General features: G+C 44.5%; 18 protein-coding genes. 10 read left to right on the top strand and 8 right to left on the bottom strand.

The genetic code is table 11. The annotated features are described in order from the left end of the window. Nucleotides 1–154: 154 nt before the first annotated feature. A complete protein-coding gene (locus AB4405_RS11340) occupies nucleotides 155–1,645 on the bottom strand; it encodes a hypothetical protein (RefSeq protein WP_372060849.1) in 1,491 nt (496 codons plus the stop codon). A 440-nt stretch (nucleotides 1,646–2,085) separates the two neighbouring features. Here AB4405_RS11340 and AB4405_RS11335 point away from each other — a divergent pair, with 440 nt between their 5' ends. The 8 genes from AB4405_RS11335 to AB4405_RS11300 all read left to right on the top strand — a co-directional run bounded on the left by AB4405_RS11335 (nucleotide 2,086) and on the right by AB4405_RS11300 (nucleotide 14,156). Beyond that, on the top strand, nucleotides 2,086–3,633 hold the full coding sequence (locus AB4405_RS11335) for a DUF3360 family protein (RefSeq protein ID WP_372060848.1): 1,548 nt from the start codon (nucleotides 2,086–2,088) through the stop codon (nucleotides 3,631–3,633). A gap of 265 nt (nucleotides 3,634–3,898) precedes the next feature. Beyond that, nucleotides 3,899–6,175, top strand: a complete 2,277-nt coding sequence (gene pflB / locus AB4405_RS11330) for a formate C-acetyltransferase (RefSeq protein ID WP_372060847.1) — start codon at nucleotides 3,899–3,901, stop codon at nucleotides 6,173–6,175. Between the two features lie 234 nt (nucleotides 6,176–6,409). Further along, nucleotides 6,410–7,390, top strand: coding sequence for a lipid A deacylase LpxR family protein (locus AB4405_RS11325; protein ID WP_372060846.1), 981 nt, complete (start codon nucleotides 6,410–6,412; stop codon nucleotides 7,388–7,390). A gap of 245 nt (nucleotides 7,391–7,635) precedes the next feature. Continuing rightward, nucleotides 7,636–8,376, top strand: coding sequence for a pyruvate formate lyase 1-activating protein (gene pflA / locus AB4405_RS11320; protein ID WP_372060845.1), 741 nt, complete (start codon nucleotides 7,636–7,638; stop codon nucleotides 8,374–8,376). 162 nt (nucleotides 8,377–8,538) lie between these two features. Next, a complete protein-coding gene (locus tag AB4405_RS11315) occupies nucleotides 8,539–9,039 on the top strand; it encodes a YfbU family protein (RefSeq protein WP_102471383.1) in 501 nt (166 codons plus the stop codon). Between the two features lie 287 nt (nucleotides 9,040–9,326). Continuing rightward, nucleotides 9,327–11,261 carry a PrkA family serine protein kinase gene (locus tag AB4405_RS11310; RefSeq protein WP_102471382.1) on the top strand — a complete coding sequence of 645 codons (1,935 nt, stop codon included), beginning with the start codon at nucleotides 9,327–9,329 and terminating at the stop codon, nucleotides 11,259–11,261. Between the two features lie 78 nt (nucleotides 11,262–11,339). Next, entirely contained in the window at nucleotides 11,340–12,611 is a 1,272-nt protein-coding gene (locus AB4405_RS11305) for a YeaH/YhbH family protein (protein WP_102471381.1), read from the top strand. A 12-nt stretch (nucleotides 12,612–12,623) separates the two neighbouring features. Further along, nucleotides 12,624–14,156, top strand: coding sequence for a SpoVR family protein (locus AB4405_RS11300; protein WP_102471380.1), 1,533 nt, complete (start codon nucleotides 12,624–12,626; stop codon nucleotides 14,154–14,156). 144 nt (nucleotides 14,157–14,300) lie between these two features. Here the strand turns inward: AB4405_RS11300 and AB4405_RS11295 are convergent, their stop codons facing one another. Then, nucleotides 14,301–16,526, bottom strand: coding sequence for an NADP-dependent isocitrate dehydrogenase (locus AB4405_RS11295; RefSeq protein ID WP_372060844.1), 2,226 nt, complete (start codon nucleotides 16,524–16,526; stop codon nucleotides 14,301–14,303). 312 nt (nucleotides 16,527–16,838) lie between these two features. Here AB4405_RS11295 and AB4405_RS11290 point away from each other — a divergent pair, with 312 nt between their 5' ends. Continuing rightward, nucleotides 16,839–17,564 carry a pseudouridine synthase gene (locus AB4405_RS11290; RefSeq protein WP_102471378.1) on the top strand — a complete coding sequence of 242 codons (726 nt, stop codon included), beginning with the start codon at nucleotides 16,839–16,841 and terminating at the stop codon, nucleotides 17,562–17,564. 17 nt (nucleotides 17,565–17,581) lie between these two features. Here AB4405_RS11290 and kdsB read toward each other — a convergent pair whose 3' ends face one another. Genes kdsB through AB4405_RS11265 form a run of 5 tightly spaced genes read right to left on the bottom strand, consistent with a single transcriptional unit; the run spans nucleotide 17,582 to nucleotide 23,593 of the window. Continuing rightward, nucleotides 17,582–18,346 (bottom strand): 3-deoxy-manno-octulosonate cytidylyltransferase, encoded by a 765-nt coding sequence (gene kdsB, locus AB4405_RS11285; RefSeq protein WP_372060843.1) that lies wholly within the window; start codon nucleotides 18,344–18,346, stop codon nucleotides 17,582–17,584. Beyond that, entirely contained in the window at nucleotides 18,346–18,525 is a 180-nt protein-coding gene (locus tag AB4405_RS11280; RefSeq protein WP_102471376.1) for a Trm112 family protein, read from the bottom strand. Before AB4405_RS11280 ends, kdsB begins: the two co-directional genes overlap by 1 nt. Further along, a complete protein-coding gene (gene lpxK / locus AB4405_RS11275) occupies nucleotides 18,515–19,516 on the bottom strand; it encodes a tetraacyldisaccharide 4'-kinase (RefSeq protein WP_372060842.1) in 1,002 nt (333 codons plus the stop codon). The genes AB4405_RS11280 and lpxK overlap by 11 nt, the downstream gene beginning before the upstream one ends. After that, entirely contained in the window at nucleotides 19,513–21,267 is a 1,755-nt protein-coding gene (gene msbA, locus AB4405_RS11270) for a lipid A ABC transporter ATP-binding protein/permease MsbA (RefSeq protein WP_372060841.1), read from the bottom strand. Before msbA ends, lpxK begins: the two co-directional genes overlap by 4 nt. 31 nt (nucleotides 21,268–21,298) lie before the next feature. Then, entirely contained in the window at nucleotides 21,299–23,593 is a 2,295-nt protein-coding gene (locus AB4405_RS11265) for a DNA internalization-related competence protein ComEC/Rec2 (protein WP_372060840.1), read from the bottom strand. Between the two features lie 8 nt (nucleotides 23,594–23,601). Between AB4405_RS11265 and AB4405_RS11260 the strand changes: the two genes are divergently transcribed. Further along, nucleotides 23,602–24,111 (top strand): DUF2062 domain-containing protein, encoded by a 510-nt coding sequence (locus AB4405_RS11260; RefSeq protein ID WP_102471372.1) that lies wholly within the window; start codon nucleotides 23,602–23,604, stop codon nucleotides 24,109–24,111. 289 nt (nucleotides 24,112–24,400) lie between these two features. Here the strand turns inward: AB4405_RS11260 and lolE are convergent, their stop codons facing one another. Then, nucleotides 24,401–25,645 (bottom strand): lipoprotein-releasing ABC transporter permease subunit LolE, encoded by a 1,245-nt coding sequence (gene lolE / locus AB4405_RS11255; RefSeq protein ID WP_372060975.1) that lies wholly within the window; start codon nucleotides 25,643–25,645, stop codon nucleotides 24,401–24,403. Between the last annotated feature and the right edge of the window lie 3 nt (nucleotides 25,646–25,648).

Genomic DNA, 25,648 nt, shown 5'->3' with positions numbered 1-25,648 from the left:
TTTACATTTCATTGAAAAGTTCAACTGTTCTTAAAACCCCATCCGCGCTCTGCTTCACATCTAGTTAACTTCGCATGTTATCGCGTAAAAAAAGAGCCTCGCATTTCTATGCGAGGCTCTTCAATTTAATCATTACAATACTGCATTCATATCGTTAATTATTTCGATTAGTCAAAAAGGTAAGCTCTGACTTCATCATGTTAATATCTTCAGTAAGGGAGTCAGCCTCCAGCACTACTCGACCATTAAAATCTGAGTAAGCCGCGCTTCCATTACTAACATGATCTTGCATATCTATAGAATTCTTCATTAGGTATTGAGCTGAGTAGGCAAAACTTACATTACTTTCATCAACTGCGACCAAACCTATCTCGATAGTATCACTCGCCGTAGTCGGCGAAACCTGCTCCGTTGGGCTTTCTAAAACGACTTGCGATGCTGTTACTGGGCCATATATTGATTGGTAGAAATTCTTATTTTGATCAGTTTTACTGCGAATTGCCGTTCTTTGGATAGCGAAATCGTTCACACTGTAAGAAGGTGAAGTTACACAATATCCCGAGTCGCAATTTGATATCGATGTCCCAGTAAAATCAGTGACTGTAGGAGCTACAATAGTTGCAGGTGAAGCAGATAGTGGGAGTAACCCAACATAATTCCAATCAGAGGTAGTCTTACCATAAACTTCGGCCGCCCAATTTGATAACCTCTTTTCAGACGCCACGTATGAAAAGTCGTTGGTGTCGCTATTGATCGGTTGCCATCCATAAACGTCGTTATCAAGTACAACTTTCACCTTACTTGCTTCATTTAATGTGATATTTGTATTTGTAAATGGATATTGAACCACATCTGAGCTGGTCATTTCTCTAATAGGCTTACTGGTTGGAGGCGTTTGCTTATCATACACGTCGGCTGACTCAATAATGGCATAGTGCGTAAGCGAATTTAGCTTGCTTCCCGTTGGGTTAAAACCAGTTACTATCTTTCTTTCTAATGCTGGAAACCCCGATACCACTGGTAAGTCAATTAACGTACTTCCTTCCAACACTTTCGCTCCTGATGCACTAGTTTGAAATTTAGTGGCACCTGAGCTGTCAGGTGAAACAGCAATCACCGCATCATCGTTAGCATTTTCTTCTAGCGCTAAACCACCGCGATAACAAGCATTTCCACTAGGTTGCTCATTTCTTACGGCAATAGTCATACTGTGCATCAAATCTTTTTGCACACCAAAGATATACGACTCTCTTTGCCCAGACACAAGGCCACTTAACTCTTCCAAAGCCACATAGCCCTTGTAAGGTATGTCATCTTTCTTAATAGAAACAAGTCCATTTGTCGGAATGTTATCTATCGTCTTTTCTGTTATAACCTGACCATTCTCGTCGTGAAACAAAATACGGAAGTTGCGATCAGCAACTCTCGCTGCGATGACATTACCATCAACAGAATCATCATTCGCAAAAATCGCACAACCCGAAGATACTTTTGAACGTTCAATCGAATACAGGTCAACAACTTGCCATTGATATACGATTGGTGCAGGGCCACTAGATCCACCGCTATCACCGCCGCCTCCGCCACACCCAACCATTACTGTAGAAATCGCGGCAACAAGCGGCAACATTAGTCTTTTTTTCATCATTCTTTCCTAGCTGATTTTTGTGCGGCAAAGCGTTGCCATGCCAATCTATTACCTTAAAACAAGCAAGGAATATGCCACCTATTATTTTTATCGCAATAGATTGAGCTCCTTTTTATTAGTAAACTTGACTCATATTGTTAATTTATGAAAGTGACTTACGCAGAATGTTAATCAAGTGCGCATATTCAAACATTGGTTGTAATTTTCTTTCACAATATTTCGTAAAGTGATCAAGATCAATCAAGCTCTTAGCGTTGCTTGCTAGACTCGGCTGCATTGATATAGCACGAATAATTCGCCTACTTGTTATAGATATCGTCTATTCTTAAGCACGCTAGTCGCGTGTAAGTATCCATTTCATATTCAGCGAATGTATTCTTCTATCAAGCCAAACGACTAAAACGCCAAACGACTAACTTTTTATAAATGAGGAATCTATGTCAGACGCCGTTAATAAAGCGCATTCTGATTCAGATATTGAGACTAAAAGCTATCAAGAGCTTCACCGTCCTGCTTCTGAGTTTGCCAGCCGCTCTGAATACCTAGACCACGAACTTCAAATCATGAAACCACGCCGCTATGGGTTAAACCTACCAGGTCGTGATTTCCGCTTTGAACTCGAAGACTTAGTACCTGCCCTGGCGGGTACTATTGGTATTATCGCCATGTATTCAGCGGTAATGATGTCTTGGGCTGACGGTTTAACCGCAGCATGGGACCATGTAAACCTTGGCAAAGAATTTGCAATTGAAGTTGCACGTGTAGAGATGCTGATCCCTGCTTTGTTGTTCTGTATTCTTGCTTCTGGCTTCTTCAATCCAAGAGCCAACCTTGCCGGTAACCACGGACCAATGATTCCACTGATTGGCTCAATTGCTCTTGCAGGCGCTCACCCTCTCGCTCTTGCTATTTTATTGGGTGTCTTCGGTTTACTATTGAGCTACTTCAAAGGTGGGTCCAAGCTGGTGAATCTCACCTCGCAAGGTACCGCTGGTGGTCTATTGATTTTCCTAGGCTTCACCGGGACCATGAGTCAAATCGGATCGATTCAAGAATGGGCAGTAGGCCTTTCGTCTGCCACGGTTGACGCTGGGAGCATGGGCTATGTTGGCTTAGTGGTTCTTGGTATTAACATTGCTGTGTATGCCTATCTTGCGAAAATCAACAAGCGTTGGTTAGCGATTCCAGTTTGTGCGATTACCGGGTTATTGATTGCTCTAGGTTTAGGCGCCGGCTTTGACCTAACATTTGAAACACAAATGGGGATCCCGAACCTGAACCCTGTTTACTGGTGGGGCAGCACAGAACAAGGTTGGCAATTAGGTTTACCAAATCTTGCACACTTCATTGCTTCATTACCATTCGCGATCTTAGCGGTAGCAATGTGGTCACCGGATTTCTTAGGTCACCGTATCTTCCAAGAACTTAACTATCCTCGCAAAACTGAAAAAGTATTGATGGATGTTGATGACACCATGACGATGTGTTCAGTTCGTCAAATAGTTGGTACTGCAGTAGGTGGTGGTAACATTACCTCTTCTTGGGGTACGTACATGATCCCAGCAGCTATCGCAAAACGTCCAATTCCAGCAGGCGCGATTCTTCTTGGTTCTCTATGTATCATTGTTGCAATCCTAGGCTTCCCGATGGATGTTGCAGTATGGCCACCAGTGATGCGTGTTGCGCTGCTTGTGGGTGTATTCTTGCCGCTACTTGAAGCAGGTATGCAAATGGTAAGAGAAACAAAAGACTCTCAAGCAGCAGGCATCTGTATCTTTGCAGCTGTGGTAGCGAACCCTGTACTTGCTTGGGCGCTAACCATGTTCCTCGATAATAATGGCCTTATTGGCGACAAAGAGCGTGCATCTCGTCTATCTTTTGTAGACAAAATCGTGATCCCTGTTGGTGTCTTCGTCGTATGTCTGATAGCAATGCTTGCTGTTGGTATGCTAGAAGGCCAGTATGGAATCCCAGCATTCCTATAGAAATGCAGTGAAAAATTTGGGTAGTGCCCGTCGCTACCCAAATTTTTATTATGTTTTTTTAATTTTTATTGATTTAGTTTAAGTTTTACAATAAATTTTTAGTGTAGACTTGATTTCAACCTGATGAATAACAATATTTATGATTAATTGGTACTATGATTGACCATAAATATTTTTATTAATGTGTGTACTGGTTCCCCATTCGGAGAGCACTCGATTACCAGAGAACAGTACGTGTTTTTTCTACTAACAAGGTAGGTATGTCATGGCAGAGCAATTTGCTAAAGCTTGGGAAGGTTTTGCGGCAGGTGAGTGGCAAAACGAAGTAAACGTTCGTGATTTCATCCAAAAGAACTATGCACCTTATGAAGGTGACGAAGACTTCCTAGTTTCTGAAGGTACTGAAGCAACTAACAAGCTTTGGGCTAAAGTAATGGAAGGTATCAAACAGGAAAACGCGACTAAAGCACCTGTAGATTTCGATACTTCTGTTATTTCTACCATCACTGCACACGATGCAGGCTACATTGAGCAAGACCTAGAGACTATCGTTGGTCTTCAAACTGAAGCGCCACTTAAACGTGCAATCATCCCTAACGGTGGTGTACGTATGGTTGAAGGTTCTTGTAAAGCATACGGTCGCACTCTCGACCCAATGGTTTCAAAAATCTACTCTGAATACCGTAAAACACACAATGCTGGTGTTTTCGATATCTACACGCCTGATATCCTAAAATGTCGTAAATCTGGTGTTCTAACAGGTCTTCCTGATGCATACGGTCGTGGTCGTATCATCGGTGACTACCGTCGTGTAGCACTTTACGGTATCAACCGTCTAATGAAAGACAAGCAAGCTCAATTTGCTTCTCTTCAAGAGCGTTTCGAAAACGGCGAAGACCTTGCAGCAACAATGCAACTTCGTGAAGAAATCTCTGAGCAACACCGTGCTCTTGGCCAAATCAAAGTTATGGCTGAAAAATACGGTTTCGATATCTCTGAGCCAGCTCAAACTGCTCAAGAAGCGATTCAGTGGACTTACTTCGGCTACCTAGCTGCAGTTAAATCACAAAACGGCGCGGCAATGTCTCTTGGTCGTACTTCATCTTTCCTAGATATCTTTATCGAGCGTGATATCGCTGCTGGTAAGATCACAGAAGTTGAAGCACAAGAAATGATTGACCATTTCGTCATGAAGCTACGTATGGTTCGTTTCCTACGTACGCCTGAATACGATGAGTTGTTCTCTGGTGACCCAATCTGGGCAACAGAATCAATGGGTGGTATGGGTATCGACGGTCGTACACTAGTGACACGTACTAACTTCCGTTTCCTAAACAGCCTATACACAATGGGTCCATCGCCAGAGCCAAACATCACGGTTCTTTGGTCTGAGCAACTGCCTGTAGGCTTCAAGAAGTTCTGTGCAAAAGTATCTATCGATACTTCTTCTATCCAGTACGAAAATGATGACCTAATGCGTCCTGACCTAGAATCTGACGACTACGCAATCGCTTGTTGTGTATCTCCAATGATTGTTGGTAAGCAAATGCAGTTCTTTGGCGCTCGTGCTAACCTTGCTAAAACAATGTTGTACGCAATCAATGGCGGCATTGATGAGAAACTGAAAATGCAGGTTGGTCCTAAAGAAGCACCAATGACTGATTCAGTTCTTGATTACGACAAAGTAATGGACCGTCTAGACCACTTCATGGATTGGCTAGCGAAGCAATACGTGACGGCACTAAACAGCATTCACTTCATGCACGATAAGTACAGCTACGAAGCGTCTCTAATGGCTCTACATGACCGTGACGTTCGTCGTACTATGGCATGTGGTATTGCAGGTCTTTCTGTTGCTGCTGACTCATTGTCTGCTATCAAGTACGCTACTGTTAAACCAGTACGTGACGAAGACGGCATTGCAACTGATTTCGAAATCGAAGGCGATTACCCTAAATTTGGTAACAATGATGCGCGCGTTGATGACATCGCATGTGAACTTGTTTCTACATTCATGGGCAAAATCCGTGCACTTAAGATGTACCGCGATGCAATCCCTACTCAGTCTATCCTTACTATCACTTCAAACGTGGTATACGGTAAGAAGACAGGTAACACTCCAGACGGTCGTCGTGCTGGCGCTCCTTTCGCTCCTGGTGCTAACCCAATGCACGGTCGTGACGAAAAAGGCGCTGTAGCTTCACTTACTTCTGTAGGTAAACTACCGTTCGCTGACGCACAAGATGGTATCTCTTACACTTTCTCTATCGTTCCTAACGCGCTAGGTAAAGAAGAAGATAGCCAACGTGCTAACCTTGCAGGCCTAATGGATGGTTACTTCCACCACGAAGCTGGCATCGAAGGTGGTCAACACCTTAACGTTAACGTTCTTAACCGCGGTACTCTTGAAGACGCAGTTAAGCACCCTGAGAATTACCCTCAGTTAACAATCCGTGTATCAGGTTACGCAGTACGCTTTAACTCTCTAACACCAGAGCAGCAAGCAGACGTAATCGCACGTACATTTACTGAGTCTCTATAATTTAACGTTATAATGATTTAGACATAAACCTCGCTTCGGCGAGGTTTTTTTTTAGCCAATAATAGGCTTACTTTCCCATTTAGTATTAATCGTTACTGTGTAAATGTTACTTACAATTCTCCCCCTCTCTACACCGAACTTTCGCACCTAATATCCAACCTTCCCCTTCACAAACATCACACTATCGTCTTAACTTAGATTAACTCTATCTGTTGTACTGAAAGAGAGTGGGTCATGAATTATAGTGTTGTATTCCCTTTAGTTTTGTTATCTGTAAGTGCACTCGCGTCTGAACGCTCTACCCTTGCGTTCTCAATAGACAATGACAGTGTGTTTGGTACTGACGAAGACTATACTAATGGCCTATTCCTTTCCTATACGAGTGGAAAAATCTCACCCTATCCTGCTTTTAAACCATTGAGTTTGTCGTACTGGAAAGCATCATCACTTGATAAGATAGAATTCCAACTCGGGCATAAGATGTGGACACCTTCGGATATCAATTCTTCCAAACCCGTCGCCAATGATCGCCCCTATGCGGGTTATTTTTACGCAGAACTCAACTATATCAGCTTGCACCCTCAACAAGCGCAACAGTTCAACCTTACCATAGGCGCTACTGGCGAAAGCTCATTTGCTGACCGAGCTCAGAAGCTTGTTCACTCAATAACAAGGTCAACCGAGCCTAAAGGCTGGGAATATCAAATTGAAGATCAAGCCGCCGGCAGTATCGGCTATTTAACACATTTCAATTTACAAAGGCAGTCATTGTCTGAGCATACCTCATGGGAAATATCAAACGTCACAGAGACTAACATCGGTAACTTTAGAAGTGATCTATCTACAGGAGCGATGTTCAGGTGGGGAAAGGACCTAAGTGGCAGTTTTGGGTCCGCCAATATCAACAGTGAAAATCCATTTAAGGCTGGCATGATTGGCGCTTCAAACACCGGCTGGTTTGGCTATTTGGGAGCAAAAGCCCGCTATCGATTTAATGATCTAACCATTCAAGGCGATCGACCTGGTATTCCAGAGCCAAGTGCCGCCTATAACGTCACTTTAGAACCACTCCAAGCAGAGGCTATTCTTGGAGTAACTTGGTATAACCAATATGTTGGTATCAGTACCTTTCTAGCGACCAAATCCCCTGAGTACAAGGAAGCAGCTCGCTCGATTTATGCTAACGGCGGGATGTCTATGTTTGCTTTTTTTTAAGTGGCTACGCCGCGTATCTCTTCACAACCCACTATTTCAAAAGAGTTGTTGAAACAAAGCCATTTCAAGGCTCATCACGATTTATAAATCTGACCGATACCACTATTCAAGCATCTAACAGTTACCTATTATTAACAACATCATACGCTGTATTCACAGGATGAAGGTTTCCGCCAGTTTTCCTGTTAGGCGCCGCTGTTTTATAATAAAATAGCGGGTAAAAATAATTAGTAGAGAAAGAGCTCATGTCAATATCTGGACGCATTCACTCATACGAATCCTGTGGCACAGTCGATGGCCCTGGGATACGCTTTATCGTGTTCTTACAAGGCTGCCTTATGCGCTGCATGTATTGTCATAATCGCGATACATGGGACACTCACGGCGGGAAAGAAGTAACGGTTGATGAATTGATCGCTGAAGCGAAATCATACCGCCATTTCATGAATGCCTCAGGCGGCGGTATTACATGTTCGGGTGGCGAAGCGATGCTTCAACCTGAGTTTGTCCGTGACTTTTTCCAAGCAGCACAAGCCGAAGGTATCCATACGTGTTTAGACACCAATGGCTATATTCGAAAGCACACCGAGGTGGTGGACGAAGTGCTCGCCGCAACCGATCTCGTTATGCTAGATATCAAGCATATGAAAGACGAAATTCACCAAGATTTCATTGGGGTCTCTAACCGACGAACCTTAGATTTCGCTCGCTATCTACAAAAAATAAATCAGAAAACTTGGATCCGCTATGTCATTGTTCCTGGGTACACCGACGACCCTGAATCTGCGCATTTGTTAGGCCAATTTATTCAAGGTATGGATAACATTGAAAAAGTGGAGCTATTGCCATACCACAAACTCGGTGCACATAAGTGGGAAGCTCTGGGGTATGACTACCCATTAGAGGGAACGCAACCACCATCAAAAGAAGTGATGGATGGCATCGTTGATATCCTTTCACAATATACAGATATCGTAAAATACTAGCCGATATGCACCTCAGAACAAAAACGCGCTTGATGCGCGTTTTTTTGTCACAATTTCGTGTTGAGATCATGTTCCTTATTGGCAGTAAACTGGTAACCTAACTAAAATTCAAATGCGGTACACCGCATATAATAAAAGACTATCTGTAGTGAGGCTCGAAAGATGGAAATGACTAATGCTCAACGTCTAATTTTGTCGAATCAATATTACCTAATGGCTAAACTTAGCCCTGAAAGTGAAAACAAATATAAAAGACTACAAACCATTGTTGAACGTGGCTATGAACTTCAAATGCGTGAGATGAACAAAGAGTTCGGTTGTCTCATTGAAGATGAATGTCGTGAAATTATCGACATCATGGAGATGTACCACGCCATGCAAGAATCGAACAAAATGCTCGACCAAAATGAGCGTAAAGACGTCGATCAACGTCGTTTGTTATTCCTAGGCTTTGACATTGCAAGTGAGGCTCAACTTGTCAATTATGTCCGTTTTTTAGTTGACTCTGAAGGGTTATATCCACAATTTGATAAAGCAGACCATCATTTTAACAGCCAAATGCCAATGCTTGAAAAATATCGTCGTATGCTGGTTACGTGGAAAAATTGCCCTCGTCAGTACCATTTATCTAGTGCTGAATTTAAGCAAATATTTAACGCTTAATCGTCTACACGAAGTGTGATAGCTCAAATTTAATACGCCTCGCAACTATCAAGCGGGGCGTTATTCATTCAAGTACCCCAATAGAAATACCGACAATTCCCAAAAACAAGACCGCTGTTTAATACCTGAGACTTCCACTGATTTTCATCCGCCCTCCTCCACTGGTTTACAAATAAACACATAATTGTAAAGCATAAATCTCAAAAGCCTACTAGTCTTTAAATTGACATGGAGTCGCATTATTTGTGTGTTATCAGTCAGCTTTGCCGGTTTAAGGGGAATCAGCTATGAGTATTTTCGACCATTATCAATCGCGGTACGAAGCCGCAAAAGATGAAGAGCTATCAATTCAAGAATTCTTGAGTCTATGTAAAGACGAAAAAAGTGCTTACGCTAATGCAGCTGAACGTCTTTTACTTGCGATCGGTGAGCCTGAAGTCATCGACACGGCACAAGATCCACATTTGAGCCGCCTTTTTTCAAATAGAATCATATCGCGCTATAAAACCTTCGAAGACTTTTATGGAATGGAAGACGCCATTGAGCAGATCGTCTCCTACCTCAAGCATGCCGCTCAAGGCTTGGAAGAAAGAAAACAAATTTTATACCTTCTCGGTCCTGTAGGCGGAGGGAAATCATCACTTGCTGAAAAACTTAAAGCGTTAATGCAAAAGATGCCTATCTACGTTTTATCTGCAAACGGCGAGCGAAGCCCAGTAAATGATCACCCATTCTGTTTGTTTGATGTGTCTGAGGATGGCGATTTACTAAAAAGTGAATACGGCATTGAAAAGCGCTATGTTCGCTCAGTGATGTCTCCTTGGGCAGCAAAACGTCTGCACGATTTTGGTGGTGATATTACCAAATTTAAAGTGGTGAAAGTGCGTCCATCGATTCTCGACCAAGTCGGGATAGCGAAAACCGAACCCGGTGATGAAAACAACCAAGACATTTCATCGTTAGTCGGTAAAGTCGATATTCGACAACTTGAGCATTTCTCACAAGATGACCCTGATGCCTACAGCTACTCGGGTGCACTTTGTCGGGCGAACCAAGGCTTGATGGAGTTTGTAGAGATGTTCAAAGCGCCAATTAAGGTGCTACACCCATTATTGACAGCAACGCAAGAAGGCAACTACAACGGTACTGAAGGGCTTTCTGCCCTGCCCTTTGACGGTATGATTCTGGCGCACTCGAACGAATCAGAATGGCAGACGTTTAGAAACAATAAGAATAACGAAGCATTCCTAGATCGTGTCTATATTGTGAAAGTTCCTTACTGCTTACGAGTCTCTGAAGAAGTTAAGATTTATCAAAAGCTTCTTGAACACAGTGAGCTGACCAAAGCACCTTGTTCACCAAGTACGCTAGAGTTACTAGGTCAGTTCAGTGTCCTTTCACGCCTAAAAGATCCAGAGAATTCATCGTTATTCTCTAAAATGCGGGTTTATGACGGCGAAACGCTTAAAGACACGGATCCTAAGGCAAAAAGCTATCAAGAATACCGCGATTACGCTGGCGTTGATGAAGGCATGTCTGGGTTATCGACACGGTTTGCCTTTAAGATCTTGTCTCGTGTGTTCAACTTTGACCAAACAGAAGTCGCGGCCAACCCAGTACATCTGTTTTATGTCATCGAGCAACAAATTGAGCGAGAACAGTTCCCTCAAGAAGTAGGCGAAAAATACCTCGAATTCTTAAAGGGTTATCTTGTACCTCGCTATGTTGAGTTCATCGGTAAAGAGATTCAAACTGCTTATCTCGAATCTTATTCTGAGTACGGCCAAAATATCTTTGACCGATACGTCACGTATGCCGATTTTTGGATTCAAGATCAAGAGTATCGCGATCCGGAAACTGGGCAGTTATTCGATCGTTCTTCACTTAATGAGGAACTCGAAAAAATTGAGAAAACAGCAGGGATCAGCAATCCAAAAGACTTCCGTAACGAGATTGTTAACTTTGTTCTTAGAGCACGTGCAAACAATAACGGTTCGAATCCAGTTTGGACGAGTTACGAAAAATTACGCACCGTAATCGAAAAGAAAATGTTCTCTAACACTGAAGAACTGCTGCCCGTCATCTCTTTCAATGCCAAAACTTCATCAGACGATCAACGCAAGCACGACGATTTTGTCAACCGTATGATGGAAAAAGGCTATACCGAAAAACAAGTAAGGCTATTGTCTGAGTGGTACTTGCGCGTTCGTAAGTCCTCTTAAACACACCGAGCTTTTTATGCAGCCCCGAGCGAACGCTCGGGTCCTGCTTGGTGAGGGGAATACAGGGAGTAATAGCTCATGTCTCAATTTATCGATAGACGCCTAAATGGTAAAAATAAGAGTGCCGTTAATCGACAACGATTCTTGCGCCGACACAAACAAAAAATCAAAGAGTCCGTCACTGATGCGGTGAACCGACGCTCAATCACAAATACGGAAACCGGCGAAGATGTCTCGATACCCAATACTGATATCAGCGAGCCAATCTTTCATCAAGGTAAAGGCGGATTAAAAGAGCAAGTGCATCCGGGTAATGACCAATTCATTACTGGAGACAAAATTGAACGTCCCCCGAAGGGAGGACAAGGCGGTGGCGCGGGTCAAGGCGATGCCAGTCAAGATGGCGAAGGGGAAGATGAATTCGTTTTCCAGATCTCAAAAGATGAATATCTCGATATCCTCTTTGAAGACTTAGCGTTACCTAACCTACAAAAAAATCAAATCAATAAAATAAAAGAGTGGAAAACGCACCGCTCTGGTTACCAAACGGCTGGTATGCCATCCAACATCGCTATTGTACGTTCATTGCAACAATCTTTAGCACGCAGAACGGCTATGACCGCCGGGAAGCGTCGATTGGTTGAGGAGCTATATCAACAGTTAGACGATATTCAAATGAGTGAACCCGCTCAGCCTATTGAAGAAAAACGTATAAAAGAAGAGATAGCCAACCTTCGTAAAAAAATCGAAAGCGTGCCCTTTATTGACACCTTTGATCTTCGCTTCAAGAACTATGAAAAACGGCCAGTTCCTTCAAGCCAAGCCGTTATGTTTTGTTTGATGGATGTGTCTGGCTCGATGGACCAAGCCACCAAAGACATCGCTAAGCGCTTTTATGTATTGCTCTATCTGTTTCTGACGCGTACATACGAAAACGTTGAAGTCGTGTTTATTCGCCACCACACTCAGGCAAAAGAGGTGGATGAGCATGAGTTTTTCTATTCGCAAGAAACGGGTGGAACCATTGTTTCAAGTGCATTGAAGCTAATGCAACAAATCGTGCAAGAGCGTTTCCCACTTGAGCAATGGAACATCTATGCAGCACAGGCGTCCGATGGCGATAATTGGGCGGATGACTCCCCTCGATGCAAAGAACTGCTCGTCAACAGCTTACTACCTGCATGTCAATATTACTCTTATATCGAAATCACTCGTCGCACTCATCAAACACTGTGGCATGAATATGAAAAGCTCGAAAATGACTTTGACAATTTTGCGATGAAAAACATACGTTCCGTTGAAGATATTTTTCCAGTGTTCAGAGAATTGTTTCAAAAAGAAACGACATAGGGAGATGTGTCTATGACCACCGAAGCTAAAACGACATCGAAGGTACTGCCTGATGGTCCTGATTGGACATTTGACTTGCTTGAACGCTATCACACTGAAATCAAGCGCGTCGCAGCTTTATATAAATTGGATACGTACCCCAATCAAATCGAGGTCATCACGTCAGAGCAAATGATGGATGCCTATTCTAGTATTGGGATGCCCATCAATTACAACCATTGGTCTTTTGGTAAAAAGTTCATCCAAACTGAACAAGGTTATAAACACGGTCAGATGGGGCTAGCCTACGAGATCGTCATCAACTCAGACCCATGTATTGCCTACTTGATGGAAGAAAACTCTGTCACCATGCAAGCCTTAGTCATGGCTCACGCTTGTTACGGTCATAACTCATTTTTCAAAGGCAACTATCTATTTCAAACTTGGACAGATGCCGGTTCAATTATCGACTATCTGTTATTTGCCAAAAACTACATCTCCGAATGTGAGCAAAAATACGGAGTAGAAGAGGTAGAACAAACCCTCGATTCCTGCCATGCTTTAATGAATTATGGCGTTGACCGATATAAAAGACCGGAAAAAATATCCATCGCTGAGGAAACGATCCGTCAGCAGCAACGTGAGGCTTACCTCCAATCTCAGGTCAATGAACTATGGCGAACAGTGCCACAAAATAAAGAAAAAGAATCCACACAAAAAAGCCGATTCCCTAGCGAGCCGCAGGAAAATATCCTGTATTTCATTGAAAAAAACGCCCCACTTCTAGAACCATGGCAGCGTGAAATTGTTCGTATTGTGCGTAAAGTCAGCCAGTATTTTTATCCACAAAAACAAACGCAAGTCATGAATGAAGGTTGGGCAACTTTCTGGCATTACACCATACTCAACCACCTTTATGACGAAGGCTTGGTCAGCGATAAATTCATCCTCGAATTTCTCCATAGCCACACTAGCGTGGTTGCTCAACCTGCCTATAACAGCCCTTATTTCAGTGGTATTAACCCTTATGCGCTCGGGTTTGCCATGTTTAGAGATATTAAACGCATTTGCGAAGAGCCCACCGATGAGGATAAAGAGTGGTTCCCAGACTTGGCGGGCAGCGATTGGTTAGAGTCCATGCATTTTGCGATGCACAACTTTAAAGACGAGAGTTTCATCAGCCAGTATCTTTCACCTCGATTAATGAGGGAATTTAAGCTGTTCTCTATCCTTGATGACGATAGAAAGAACTTTATCGAGATCTCAGCTATTCATGACGAGATGGGCTATCGAAAAATACGAGAAAAATTGGCGGCTCAATACAATCTAAGTAACCTTGAACCTAACATACAAGTGTTTAACGTTGATGTTCGCGGCGACCGATCGTTGACATTACAACATGTGCCTCACAATCGTATCCCACTAGACGGGGGGCACGAAGAGGTTCTCAAGCACTTGTACCGGTTATGGGGCTTTGATGTCATATTAGAGGAAGTGAAAGAATCAGGGCGACGCGAGATACTTGCCACTTGTCCAAAACGAGAGGCATACAACTCGACGATCTAAAGCTTTTGTCTAAACACGTGAATAGCCTACATCCTCACTCTTTAAACAGCTCTTCAGAAAATAAAAAACGGTCCTTAATAAGGACCGTTTTCATTTAGGTATCAATCATCGTCATTGGGTTAGTCACCCAACGATTCAAAAGCCCTAACGATTGACGATTGCGTTCAGTGTTGAGCTTGCACGCATTAATGGTGAAACTAAGTCATCATTAAGTAGGTAGTAACCACCAAGATCCCCTGGGACACCTTGAGCCTTATTAAGCTCAGAGACAATCACACTCTCGTTGGATGCCAGCTGCTCTGCAATAGGTGCAAATTCACTCGCCAAAGCCGCATCTTCAGTCTGAAGCGCAAGCGCTTGAGCCCAGTACAACGCAAGGTAGTAATGCGAGCCACGGTTATCTAATTCACCGACTTTGCGAGATGGGGACTTGTTCATATCCAAGAATTGGCCTGTCGCCAAGTCTAGCGCTTTCGCTAATACATTGGCACGTTCGTTACCGCTAACCGTGCTCAGGTGCTCTAAAGAGGCCGCTAATGCTAGGAATTCACCTAATGAATCCCAACGCAAGTGGTTTTCTTTTTGAACTTGCTGTACGTGCTTAGGCGCTGAGCCACCCGCCCCCGTTTCAAACAAACCACCACCGTTCATGAGTGGAACGATAGAGAGCATTTTCGCTGAAGTGCCCAACTCAAGAATAGGGAAAAGATCGGTCAGGTAATCACGTAACACGTTACCAGTGACAGAAATGGTGTCTTGCCCTTTCTTAATGCGGTCTAATGAGAAAATTGTTGCCTCTAGCGGCGCAAGAATTCGAATATCCAAACCACTCGTATCATAGTCTGGGAGGTACTGATTTACTTTCTTAATCAGCTCTGCATCATGTGCACGAGCTTCATCTAGCCAAAAGACCGCTGGCACGCCTGACGCGCGAGCACGCGTGACCGCCAGTTTTACCCAATCTTGGATTGGCGCGTCTTTAACTTGGCACATACGGAAAATATCACCGACTTCGACGGTTTGCTCTAAGAGCGTTAAACCTTCGCTGTTGATGACTTCAACTTTACCTGCATCGTCTAGAATGAATGTTTTGTCATGAGAGCCATATTCTTCGGCCTTTTGAGCCATAAGGCCAACGTTAGGTACACTACCCATTGTCGTTGGATCAAACGCTCCATTCTCAATACAAAAATCAATCACAGCTTGGTAAATGCTTGCATAACTACGGTCTGGAATCAGAGCTTTGGTGTCTTGTTGCTTACCATCCGGGCCCCACATTTGACCAGAAGAGCGCAGCATTGCTGGCATTGACGCATCAACGATAATATCACTTGGTACATGCAAGTTGGTGATGCCACGGTCAGAGTCAACCATCGCAAGTGGCGGTTGTGTTTCATACACAGCCTCAAGGTCAGCTTCGATCTCAGCTTTTTGAGCCGCAGGCAATGATGCAATTTTTGCGTACACATCACCGATACCGTTACGGACGTCAACACCAAGCTCGGTAAATAACGCACCATGCTTGGCAAACACATCTTTGTAGTACACTTTAACCGCATGACCGAAGATAACTGGGTCAGAGACTTTCATCATTGTCGCTTTCAAGTGAAGAGACAGCAGCACACCTTGTTGCTTGGCTTCCGCAATTTGTGTTTCGAAAAATTCAACCAAGGCATTCTTATTTAGAACCGATGCGTCGATAATCTCACCAGAAAGCAACGCTACGTTTTCTTTTAGCGTCGTGACCTTACCGTCAACCGACGTAAATTGAATCTTAACGTTTGTTGCCTCGGCAACGGTGACTGACTTTTCGCTACCGAAGAAATCTTTATCCGACATACTCGCAACATGCGACTGTGAGTCTTTCGACCAAGCACCCATTGAATGCGGATTTTTCTTCGCGTAGTTTTTCACTGACAATGGTGCACGACGATCTGAGTTACCTTCGCGTAATACTGGGTTTACCGCACTACCTTTAATTTTGTCGTAAGTCGACTTGATGGCTTCTTGCTCTGGTGAGCTTGGATCTTCTGGGTAGTCAGGCAGTGCGTATCCGTTAGCTTGTAGCTCTTGGATTGCCGTTTTCAATTGTGGAATTGATGCGGATATATTCGGAAGCTTAATAATATTTGCTTCAGGCGTTTTAGCAAGCTCACCAAGCTCACTCAGCGCATCGCCGATACGCTGCTCATCATTCAGATATTCAGGGAAGTTTGCAATAATGCGCCCTGCTAATGAGATGTCTCTCGTATCAACGTTGATACCAGATGAGGCAGTGAATGATTGAATAATCGGTAGTAGTGAATACGTGGCAAGCGCTGGTGCTTCATCCGTAATCGTGTAAATAATGGTCGGCTTTTCTGTAGGCATGAAATTTCCCTATCGTTCTAATTGGGCAAGGTTACCCTTATCAATTAACGCATACCGAAAGAGGCAGCGTAAACGTTATAACTCAAACTCGCTACTCTAGTTACTGCACCCAAATGTGGTGCATTAACGAGCAATTAGAGGCATTTAGTCAAGTTTAACGAAATCCTGAGCAACTATAATTAAACAAAAATGAGCAATTAGTCTATTATCTTGTGCATAAATCCTGTTTTTGAGCGCGCTTATGATAGCTCAAAACAGCGTTAGGCAAAACTAATGCAAACAGTTTGTTTACATTTTTGCAGGGTAGTTAACATGACATTTAAAACAACGCGCACTCAATCCAAGCCGCGCGCGAAAGCAAAATCAACACATTTCAAACAATCTTCAAGCTCATCTTCCTCATCAAATCGTCGTCCTTCACGCCGTTACAAAAACGATGACAGTAAACCAAGGGTATCGCTTGAGGATCGCCAGGTAATCGTATTCAACAAGCCTTACGATACGTTAAGTCAATTCACTGATGGGGACGGACGAAAAACCTTGGCTGATTTTATACCAGTCAAAGAGGTGTATGCTGCGGGTCGATTAGATCGTGATAGCGAAGGGTTACTCATCCTGACGAATGACGGTGTATTACAAGCACGCTTAACCCAACCTAGCTCTAGGTCTGAAAAAACATATTGGGTGCAGGTAGACGGTGCGCCTTCAGATGCGGAGCTCGAAACGCTAGCCAATGGCGTGACATTGAAAGATGGGCCAACGCTGCCGGCTAAGGTAGTACGAATGGAAGCGCCCGATGTATGGGAAAGAAATCCACCAGTACGTTTTCGAGCGAACATTCCAACCACTTGGCTTGCGATCACGATTATTGAAGGGCGAAACCGGCAAGTAAGACGCATGACGGCCAATATTGGCTACCCGACACTGCGTCTTATCCGAGCTTCAGTGGGTAAGTTTACACTTAACCAATTACAACCTGGCGAGTGGGAAAGCCTTCCGGCTGACCACCCCGCTCTAACCGCTTACCCTTCGAATTAGTTGAGTAAGGCTTAACGTTACGGCGTAGGTTGCTCAGCAATCAATTGACGTACATGTTCTAGATCCTCTGGCGTATCTACACCCGCTGGAGGAGCTTCCAACGCCAATTCAACATGAATTTTTTCGCCATACCAAAGTACTCGAAGCTGCTCTAAACACTCGATCTTTTCTAATACACTAGGCTTCCACGTAACGTAGGTATTAATAAACCCCGCACGGTACGCATAAATACCGATATGTCTCAATAGTGGCTGCGCAGGTGACTGTTTTGATGGCGTACTGTACGCGTCTCGATCCCAAGGAATAGTCGCGCGACTAAAATACAACGCATACCCTTTCTCATCAGTCACCACTTTAACCGCGTTAGGATTAAAGGCTTCTTGCTCCGTCTCTATACTCACACCTAGCGTTGCCATTGGGGCGACGCTTTGCTCTAAGTTATTGGCAACTTGCGTAATAATGGACGGTGGAATTAATGGCTCATCGCCTTGGACATTAACAACGATGTGTTCGGGTTCAATGCCCATGAGCTGAACAACCTCTGCCAGTCGTTCCGTTCCCGATTCATGCGATGACGACGTCATACACACCTCAGCACCAAAACCCTTTGCTGCTAATTCAACGCGACTGTCATCGGTGGCAATAATGACGCGTTTCGCCCCCGATAACATGGCTTTATCGTAAACATGTTGAATCATCGGCTTGCCCGCAATATCCGCGAGAGGCTTACCCGGTAGACGGGAAGACTCGTAACGCGCAGGAATAATGACCGTAAATGACATTAACGTCCCTCATCCATGCCCATGGTTCTGGCTTCTGGCTCCAGTAATACTGGAATGCCTTCTTTAATTGGGTAGGCAAGCCTGTCTAACTTGCAGACTAGCTCTTGTTTATCCTTATCAAACGTCAGCTTACCTTTACAAATTGGGCATGCCACAATTTCCAGAAGTCTATGATCCATAACTTTCTATAACCTTTCTAATTTTTGTCAGTATTTGTGTTCTATCGTTGGCTGAAAAATGCGCAGACACCGGCAGGTACCACCAATTGTCACGAGCAAAATGTCGACATTTAACCGCGTCTTTTTCTGTCATGATGACATTATCCACGCCTTCTTCTAAGGCGACAAGCTGCGACAGTTCGAACTCTTTATGATCAGCAAACCCTTGGGCGCATAAAACATTAGCACCAAGCTGCTTCAACGTAGCAAAGAAACGAGGCGGATGTCCAATGCCAGCAAAAGCGGCTAATGATCCAAGCTCATGAACGGGCATTTTCTCACCTGACCGTAAGTTCACAGCGTAGTCAGGCTCCAATTGAAATACTTTCTCGCTCTCACTTTTCGCTTGAGAACCATTGACGACAATGAGATCAACCTCATTAAGCCGGGAAAGTGGCTCTCTCAATGGACCAAGAGGAATAAGGGATTCATTGCCGAAACGGCGCTGTCCGTCTACGACGACAATCTCAAATGCGCGGTCTAGTGCATAATGTTGAAGTCCATCATCGGTAATGATGACATCAACGTTTTGTTTCTCCAATTCTTGTACGGCCTGAGCACGCACAGGGTCAACGACAACGGGCGCACCTGTTCGTTCGAACATCAATTTCGGCTCATCACCGCAATGCGCTGTTGACGAGTTTTCATCGACTCGAAATGGGTAATGCGGCGCTTTTGCACCATAGCCTCTGGAAACTATACCAGGCTTAAAACCAAGTGCGGTTAGCTGTTCAACTAACCATATAACCATGGGTGTTTTGCCATTTCCACCAGCGGTAATATTACCCACAACCACCACGGGTAATGAGGATCGATAAACCGCTTTTTCACCTTGTTGATACGCGTGTCGACGCCTGTTTGAAATGATTCCATACAAACGGCTTAGTGGCCACAACAGCACCCATAATAAGAATCGAAGCGGGTGCTGGTTGAACCAAAGCTTTTCTATCACGAATGCTCACCAAACTGGATACGGTGTAGCTGAGCATACGCGCCTTGATGAGTGATCAATGCTTCGTGATTGCCACGTTCGATGATCTCACCCTCGTCGACGACGAGGATTTCATCCGCCTCTTCAATAGTGGATAAGCGGTGCGCGATAACGAGCACTGTTTTGTCTTTTTGCAATTCATCAAGGGCAGATTGAATCGCTCGCTCTGATTCTGTGTCCAATGCAGACGTTGCTTCATCGAGAATCAATACAGGCGCATCGCGCAGCAGGGCGCGGGCAATAGCAATTCGTTGACGTTGACCGCCAGAAAGGCTCGCACCGTTCTCGCCAATAACCGTATCAAGACCATGCTCGAGTCCCTCGATGAACTCCATCGCATGAGCTTGTGTTGCCGCGTGCTCTATTTGCTCACGACTATAATCACCTTGGGCAGCGTAAGCGATATTATTGGCAATAGTGTCGTTAAATAAATGGACATTTTGCGATACTAGCGCAAAGTGCTGGCGAAGGTTTGTCAGTTTTAAATCATCAATTTTGTGGCCATCAAGAGCAATATGACCACTGTCAACATCGTAAAAACGAGTAAACAAATTGGCGATGGTACTTTTACCCGAACCCGAGCGCCCTACTAGTGCAATCGTCTTGCCTGCCGGGAGTTCGAAACTCACGTTTCGTAGTGCGGGTTTGTCCGTGCCTTGGTAGGTAAAGGTGATGTCATTAACATGAATATCACCCTTCACTTTTTGTAGTTCTTTCGTTCCGCTGTCTTTTTCCGTATCGAGGTCAATTAGCGCAAACAAGGTTTGGCTGGCCGCCATTCCACGTTGGAATTCTGCGGTCACACTAGTTAAAGCTTTAAGAGGACGCATAAGCGCAAACATGGCAGAGAAAATAACCGTAAAAGTACCCGGTGTGAGTTCACTTCGGATAGAGTCAAAACTGGCGAGATACAACACCGATACCAATGCGAGAGAAGCAATCATTTGAATCACTGGATTCGCAATCGCAGATGCACCGACCATTTTCATGGTTTGTTGGCGCATTTGATTACTCATATTATCAAAGCGTTCGCTTTCGACTTTCTGGCCACCGTAGGTTAACACCACCTTGTGCCCCTTCAGCATCTGCTCTGCTGACGTCGTCATCTCACCCATAGAGGTTTGCATGTTGCGCGAGATTTTTCTAAAGCGCTTTGATACAAAACCGATCGCCCATGCCACGATAGGAGCCACCGCAATCAAAACCAAAGACAATTGCCAGCTATTCCAAAACATCAAGAATATCAGCCCGATGATACTCGCGCCTTCACGCACTATACTGACAAGAGAACGGCTCGTCGCCCCTGCCACTTGTTCCGAGTCGTAAGTAATTCTTGAAAGCAGCCCGCCTGTTGATTCTTTGTCGAAAAATGAGACAGGCATATGCATAAAGTGACGGAAAATCGTCCTACGCAGCTGCATGACAACGTTGCCTGATACCCAGCTCAAGCAATACGTCGATACAAAACCGCTCAAACCTCGCACAAACATCATACCTAGTATTATGATCGGCAAAATCTTCAAAAAATTCGATTCAACGTCGCCAAAACCTTCATCAAGAAGCGGTTTAAGCAAAGAAAGCATGTAAGTATCAGCGGCGGCGTTAATCACGAGGGCGATAACGGCGACGGTCAAGCCTGTTTTGTATTTGCGGATATAAATCCACAAGCGCTTAAAGGTTTGCAGCGTTGTTTCGTCTTGATTTAGCGACATAATTTATCAATCATTTTTTCTTCATTTCCCTTTATTCTACTCCGCTTCTCAACATCTGCCTATACCAAGGCGCAAGCTTATCGCTCCGAAGCGAAGAAGCGCTCACTTCTTGACCATTAAATCGATAAACCACCTGTCCCGCCGATCCAGTATCATGCCAAATACTGCCGCGTCGCTGATAGCTTTCTTTAATCGCCGGATTAGGCAAGTTCCATCGTCCACCAAAGCGGGTCGAGGCGACCGCATAATTGGCTGTCACTTTGCTCATCAAAAACCTCGACGACGACGTTTTACTACCGTGATGTGGAACAATTAACACATCAATATTCTGCAAAGACAGGTCGCGAAATAATAAGATTTCGCCAATTTTGTCAACATCACCAGCAAACAGTACTCGATAGCTGGCCCCTGACTCCGCGGCATAATACGTCATGAGTACAACACACGAATGTGGGTTGTATGCTCGTGTCACGAGTTTCGGGGGCCATAAGGCCTCAAAGGTTACAGACTTCCAGTACCACTTCTCTCCCTTTTTACAAGGACGTGCACGATCGCTCACATCGGGGCGACGTATCCAGATCAGCGGCCATGTATTAATAAGGGCTTGCGCTCCGCCTGCGTGATCATTATCTGAGTGACTCAATATCAAGCCTTTAACGGAGTCTATACCTAATCGTGTTAACGTCGGCGTAATGACACGCTCAGCAATGCTAAACCCGTTAACCTCCATCCCAGTATCATATATCACCGCTTCTTTACCTTGCTGGATAATCACCGCAAGCCCGTGACCTATATCCAAGACATTGACCTGAAAACCAGGCTTTTTGTCCGATACTATAACCGTTATTCCAGCAGTGACGCCAAGGCAGACGAGTACCTGAACATTCATCCAAACGCGTAAATACCATAAACAAATCAACGTCATCAATAGCCAAACATAAAGCACCTCAAGCTCAAGCCAAAACCAATGTGAATAAGATAGCGCGACATCCACAACCGACAATAACGGATCCATCACAGCGCCATATAACCCGTTATGACTCACGACAAGAGAACATAACGTAATGACTAACAAACTTGGGATAACAACAAACGTAAACCAGGGCACGAATACGAGGTTGTAAAAAGAACTGCCCAGCGATACCCCATTAAAAAGAAACACTAAAAGGGGTAAAAACAAAATGGCTAGTCCAAGATGAAAATACGCCCACCCGTGCCTTTTATGGCTCTCACTCTTTTCGGGACCATGGTGACCAACCGATAAAATAATCAAAGCCGTCACGGCGTAATAAGACAGCCAAAAACTCATACTGGCAGATGAAAACGGAAGCAAGGTTAATACTACGCTAGAACTGATCAACACAATGACGATGGTGTCCGTCTTAACCTTTCTCGCATAAAAAAAGTAAAGGACCACGAGCATCAACAGCGCCCTCACCGTGGGTACAGAGTAATTGGCAAGCGCACCATATCCACCCGCAAGCATAAAGCCAATAGTCACACCACCCCACGCCTGAATCACCGATAATAAAGCGCCTGGCTTCAATAGCTTGCTACACACAACTCGTACACATCGCCCAAGAAGCACACCAATAGCAAATACAATTCCAACGTGTAATCCAGAAATCGCCATCAGATGTGATAATCCACTTTCACGAAGCTGAGCCCAGTCTCTCGGCGTCAGCAAGGAGCGGTCACCAAAGATGAGGGCCAGGTAGTACGCTTGGTAACGACTTGCTTCTGTCGCCTTTTGGATTTGACGATAGGTAAATGATTTCCAATAACGGGCACTCGATATGAGTACATGTGATGAGGGGGCAATATCCGCTTGGGCAATCATGCCAGTTGAAAAATAATGCTTTTCCTTATCATACCCCACTGAGTTTAACAGCCCGACAATTCGCTTTAGACGAACGGGAGCTGACACCACTGAACCAATCTCTATCGGCGTCGTGACTCTAAGTTTAATTTGCGGTCGATTAAGCCGATAAGTTGGCTCATCATTTATTTCGAGGATGGTGACGTCAACTTCATAGCCTTGACTTATTTGTTTAAAATAGCTGTCAACGTTCGCTTTTATGGTAACATCTGTGCCGAATCGAAAAAGCTGTCCCGATTGGTGCTTAAGTAGATTTCCTTGAATTAATGCCACGGATAGTGCGATGAATACCGTTAATGCTACGAAGCGACGTTTTATCACCCAGGCGACACTGATTAAGGATAAAGGAATCAACCAATAGATATTCGGCATTACTGGCCAAAAGGTTGCACTTACTAATATTAGGGTGTAAACCAAAGGTACGGTGATGCTTGTAAAGAGAGTCATGTTTTCCTATGCCAAGAAAGTTCATTAAACGTTTCATGCCCGATCACGAAGTGATCAAAAAACAAAAGGCGTTGAAAATATTCGGCAATGTCCTCTATAACCCCAATCTTTGGTGTTTGAACCGCCGATCTGCCGCGGGCGCATTTGCCGTCGGCTTGTTTATGGCTTTCGTCCCACTTCCAAGTCAAATGATTATGGCCGCTGGTCTCGCGATATTATTTGGCGTTAATCTGCCGTTATCGGTGGCTTTAGTTTGGATCAGTAACCCCGTTACCATGCCGGTGCTGTTTTACTTCGCCTATAAAGTGGGTGCATTTTGTTTGAACACACCGACACAACCCTTTCATTTTGAACTTTCATGGCAGTATCTGGCAGCACAAATGTCTACAATCGGGCCTCCCTTTTTGTTGGGATGCATGCTTTGTGGCGCGCTTGCAGCCGTTGCCGGCTATTTTGGCATTCGTGGCTTATGGCGCTATTCAGTAGTAAGAAGCTGGCAGCAACGTTCCCTGAGGTAGTCAACTCCGATATAAGCGGGTCGAACCCTCGCGGCGGTACCTTGAAAATGCATAGCGACTACCACTGAGGCTCTAGCCTGGTGGACATCCTAAGATTAAGCTGACAACCGCTAAATTAGAGCGGCTTTGAGGTGTGCACAATGATCGAGAGTCACGATACGAGCAATGTATCGATGGTGTGAAATCGTTCTGTATGTCAGTAAGCAAAAAAGGACCACTAGGTCCTTTTTTATTTGTCTCTCGCTTAAACAATCAAGCATCAATTAGGCCATCGAAACCCATCCTGTATCTATTTTGCACTGAGTACCGAAGCAGGATTGAGCTGACTCGCTTTTGATGCTGGGTACCAGGTGGCAATTAAGCTCAGCGCAATAGCCGTACCTGACACTAACGCCACATCACTCCACATCAACTGAGACGGTAGGAAATCGACAAAATAAATATCACCTGACAAAAACTGATGACCCACAAGCTCTTCTAAGGCCGAGATAGTTGGAGTAAGATTCAATGCCAATAAAGCACCCGCTATACCACCAACAATACTGCCCACGACGCCCGAAAAGACGCCTTGCCAAATAAAGATTCGTCGAATCAATCGATCGGACGCCCCCATCGTTCGCAAAATCGCAATCTCACCAGAACGGTCTTTTACTGCCATCATCAACGTCGAGACAATATTGAAGCAAGCCACGCCAATCACCAATACCATAACTAGGTACATGATCGTTCTAACCAGCTCAATATCACGATATAAAAAGCCATATTTTTGTTTCCAGCTTCTCAGGTAGACATACTCTGAGAGCGAGTTACCGACTTGTCTCACAATTAGTGGGGCATTAAAGACGTCATCCACTTTAATCGAAACGCCGCTGACTTTATCCCCCATTCGGGCGTAGCTCTGAGCATCTTGCAATGGCACAATCACCAAGCTATGGTCAATCTGCCCATTCAACTCGAGCAAACCTGCAACTTTAACCCGAACTCGCCTTGGAGACTGTACCTTACTGGTATTGCTGGTCGAGGGGATCATCAAGGTGACAAAGTCACCAATTTTCGCATTGACTTGGTCCGCCACGCCTTTACCCAAAATCGCTTGCTGCTCTCCGGCCCGAAAAGATTGCCAACTTTGCTTGTTCACAAAGCTTGGTAAAGACGACACTTGCTCTTCCAGCTTCGGATCAACGCCTCTCACCTCCACCGCTTTTAGCTGACTGCCTTTTTCAACTAATGCTGTCATGCGAATATACGGCGCCGCCGCTTCCACGCTGGTATGATTGAGAGAAGTCTCCATGATCTTTTGCCAGTTTTCGATAGGTTGATTCACCCCCTCGAACTCGCCGTGAGAGATCACTGACAGCACGCGATTTTTTAACTCACGCTCAAACCCGTTCATTGCCGATAAACCGACAATAATCACCGCGACTCCAACCGCTATACCGACTATCGACGATATCGATATAAACGACACCATGCGATTTCGTTGTTTAGCTTGGCTAAATCGTTTGCCAATAAAAAAGGATAGTGACACGTTGATTCC

The sequence above is a fragment of the Vibrio sp. 10N.261.51.F12 genome (assembly GCF_041471725.1).
GTDB lineage: Bacteria > Pseudomonadota > Gammaproteobacteria > Enterobacterales > Vibrionaceae > Vibrio.
This window is presented reverse-complemented; position numbering and strand designations above follow the sequence as displayed.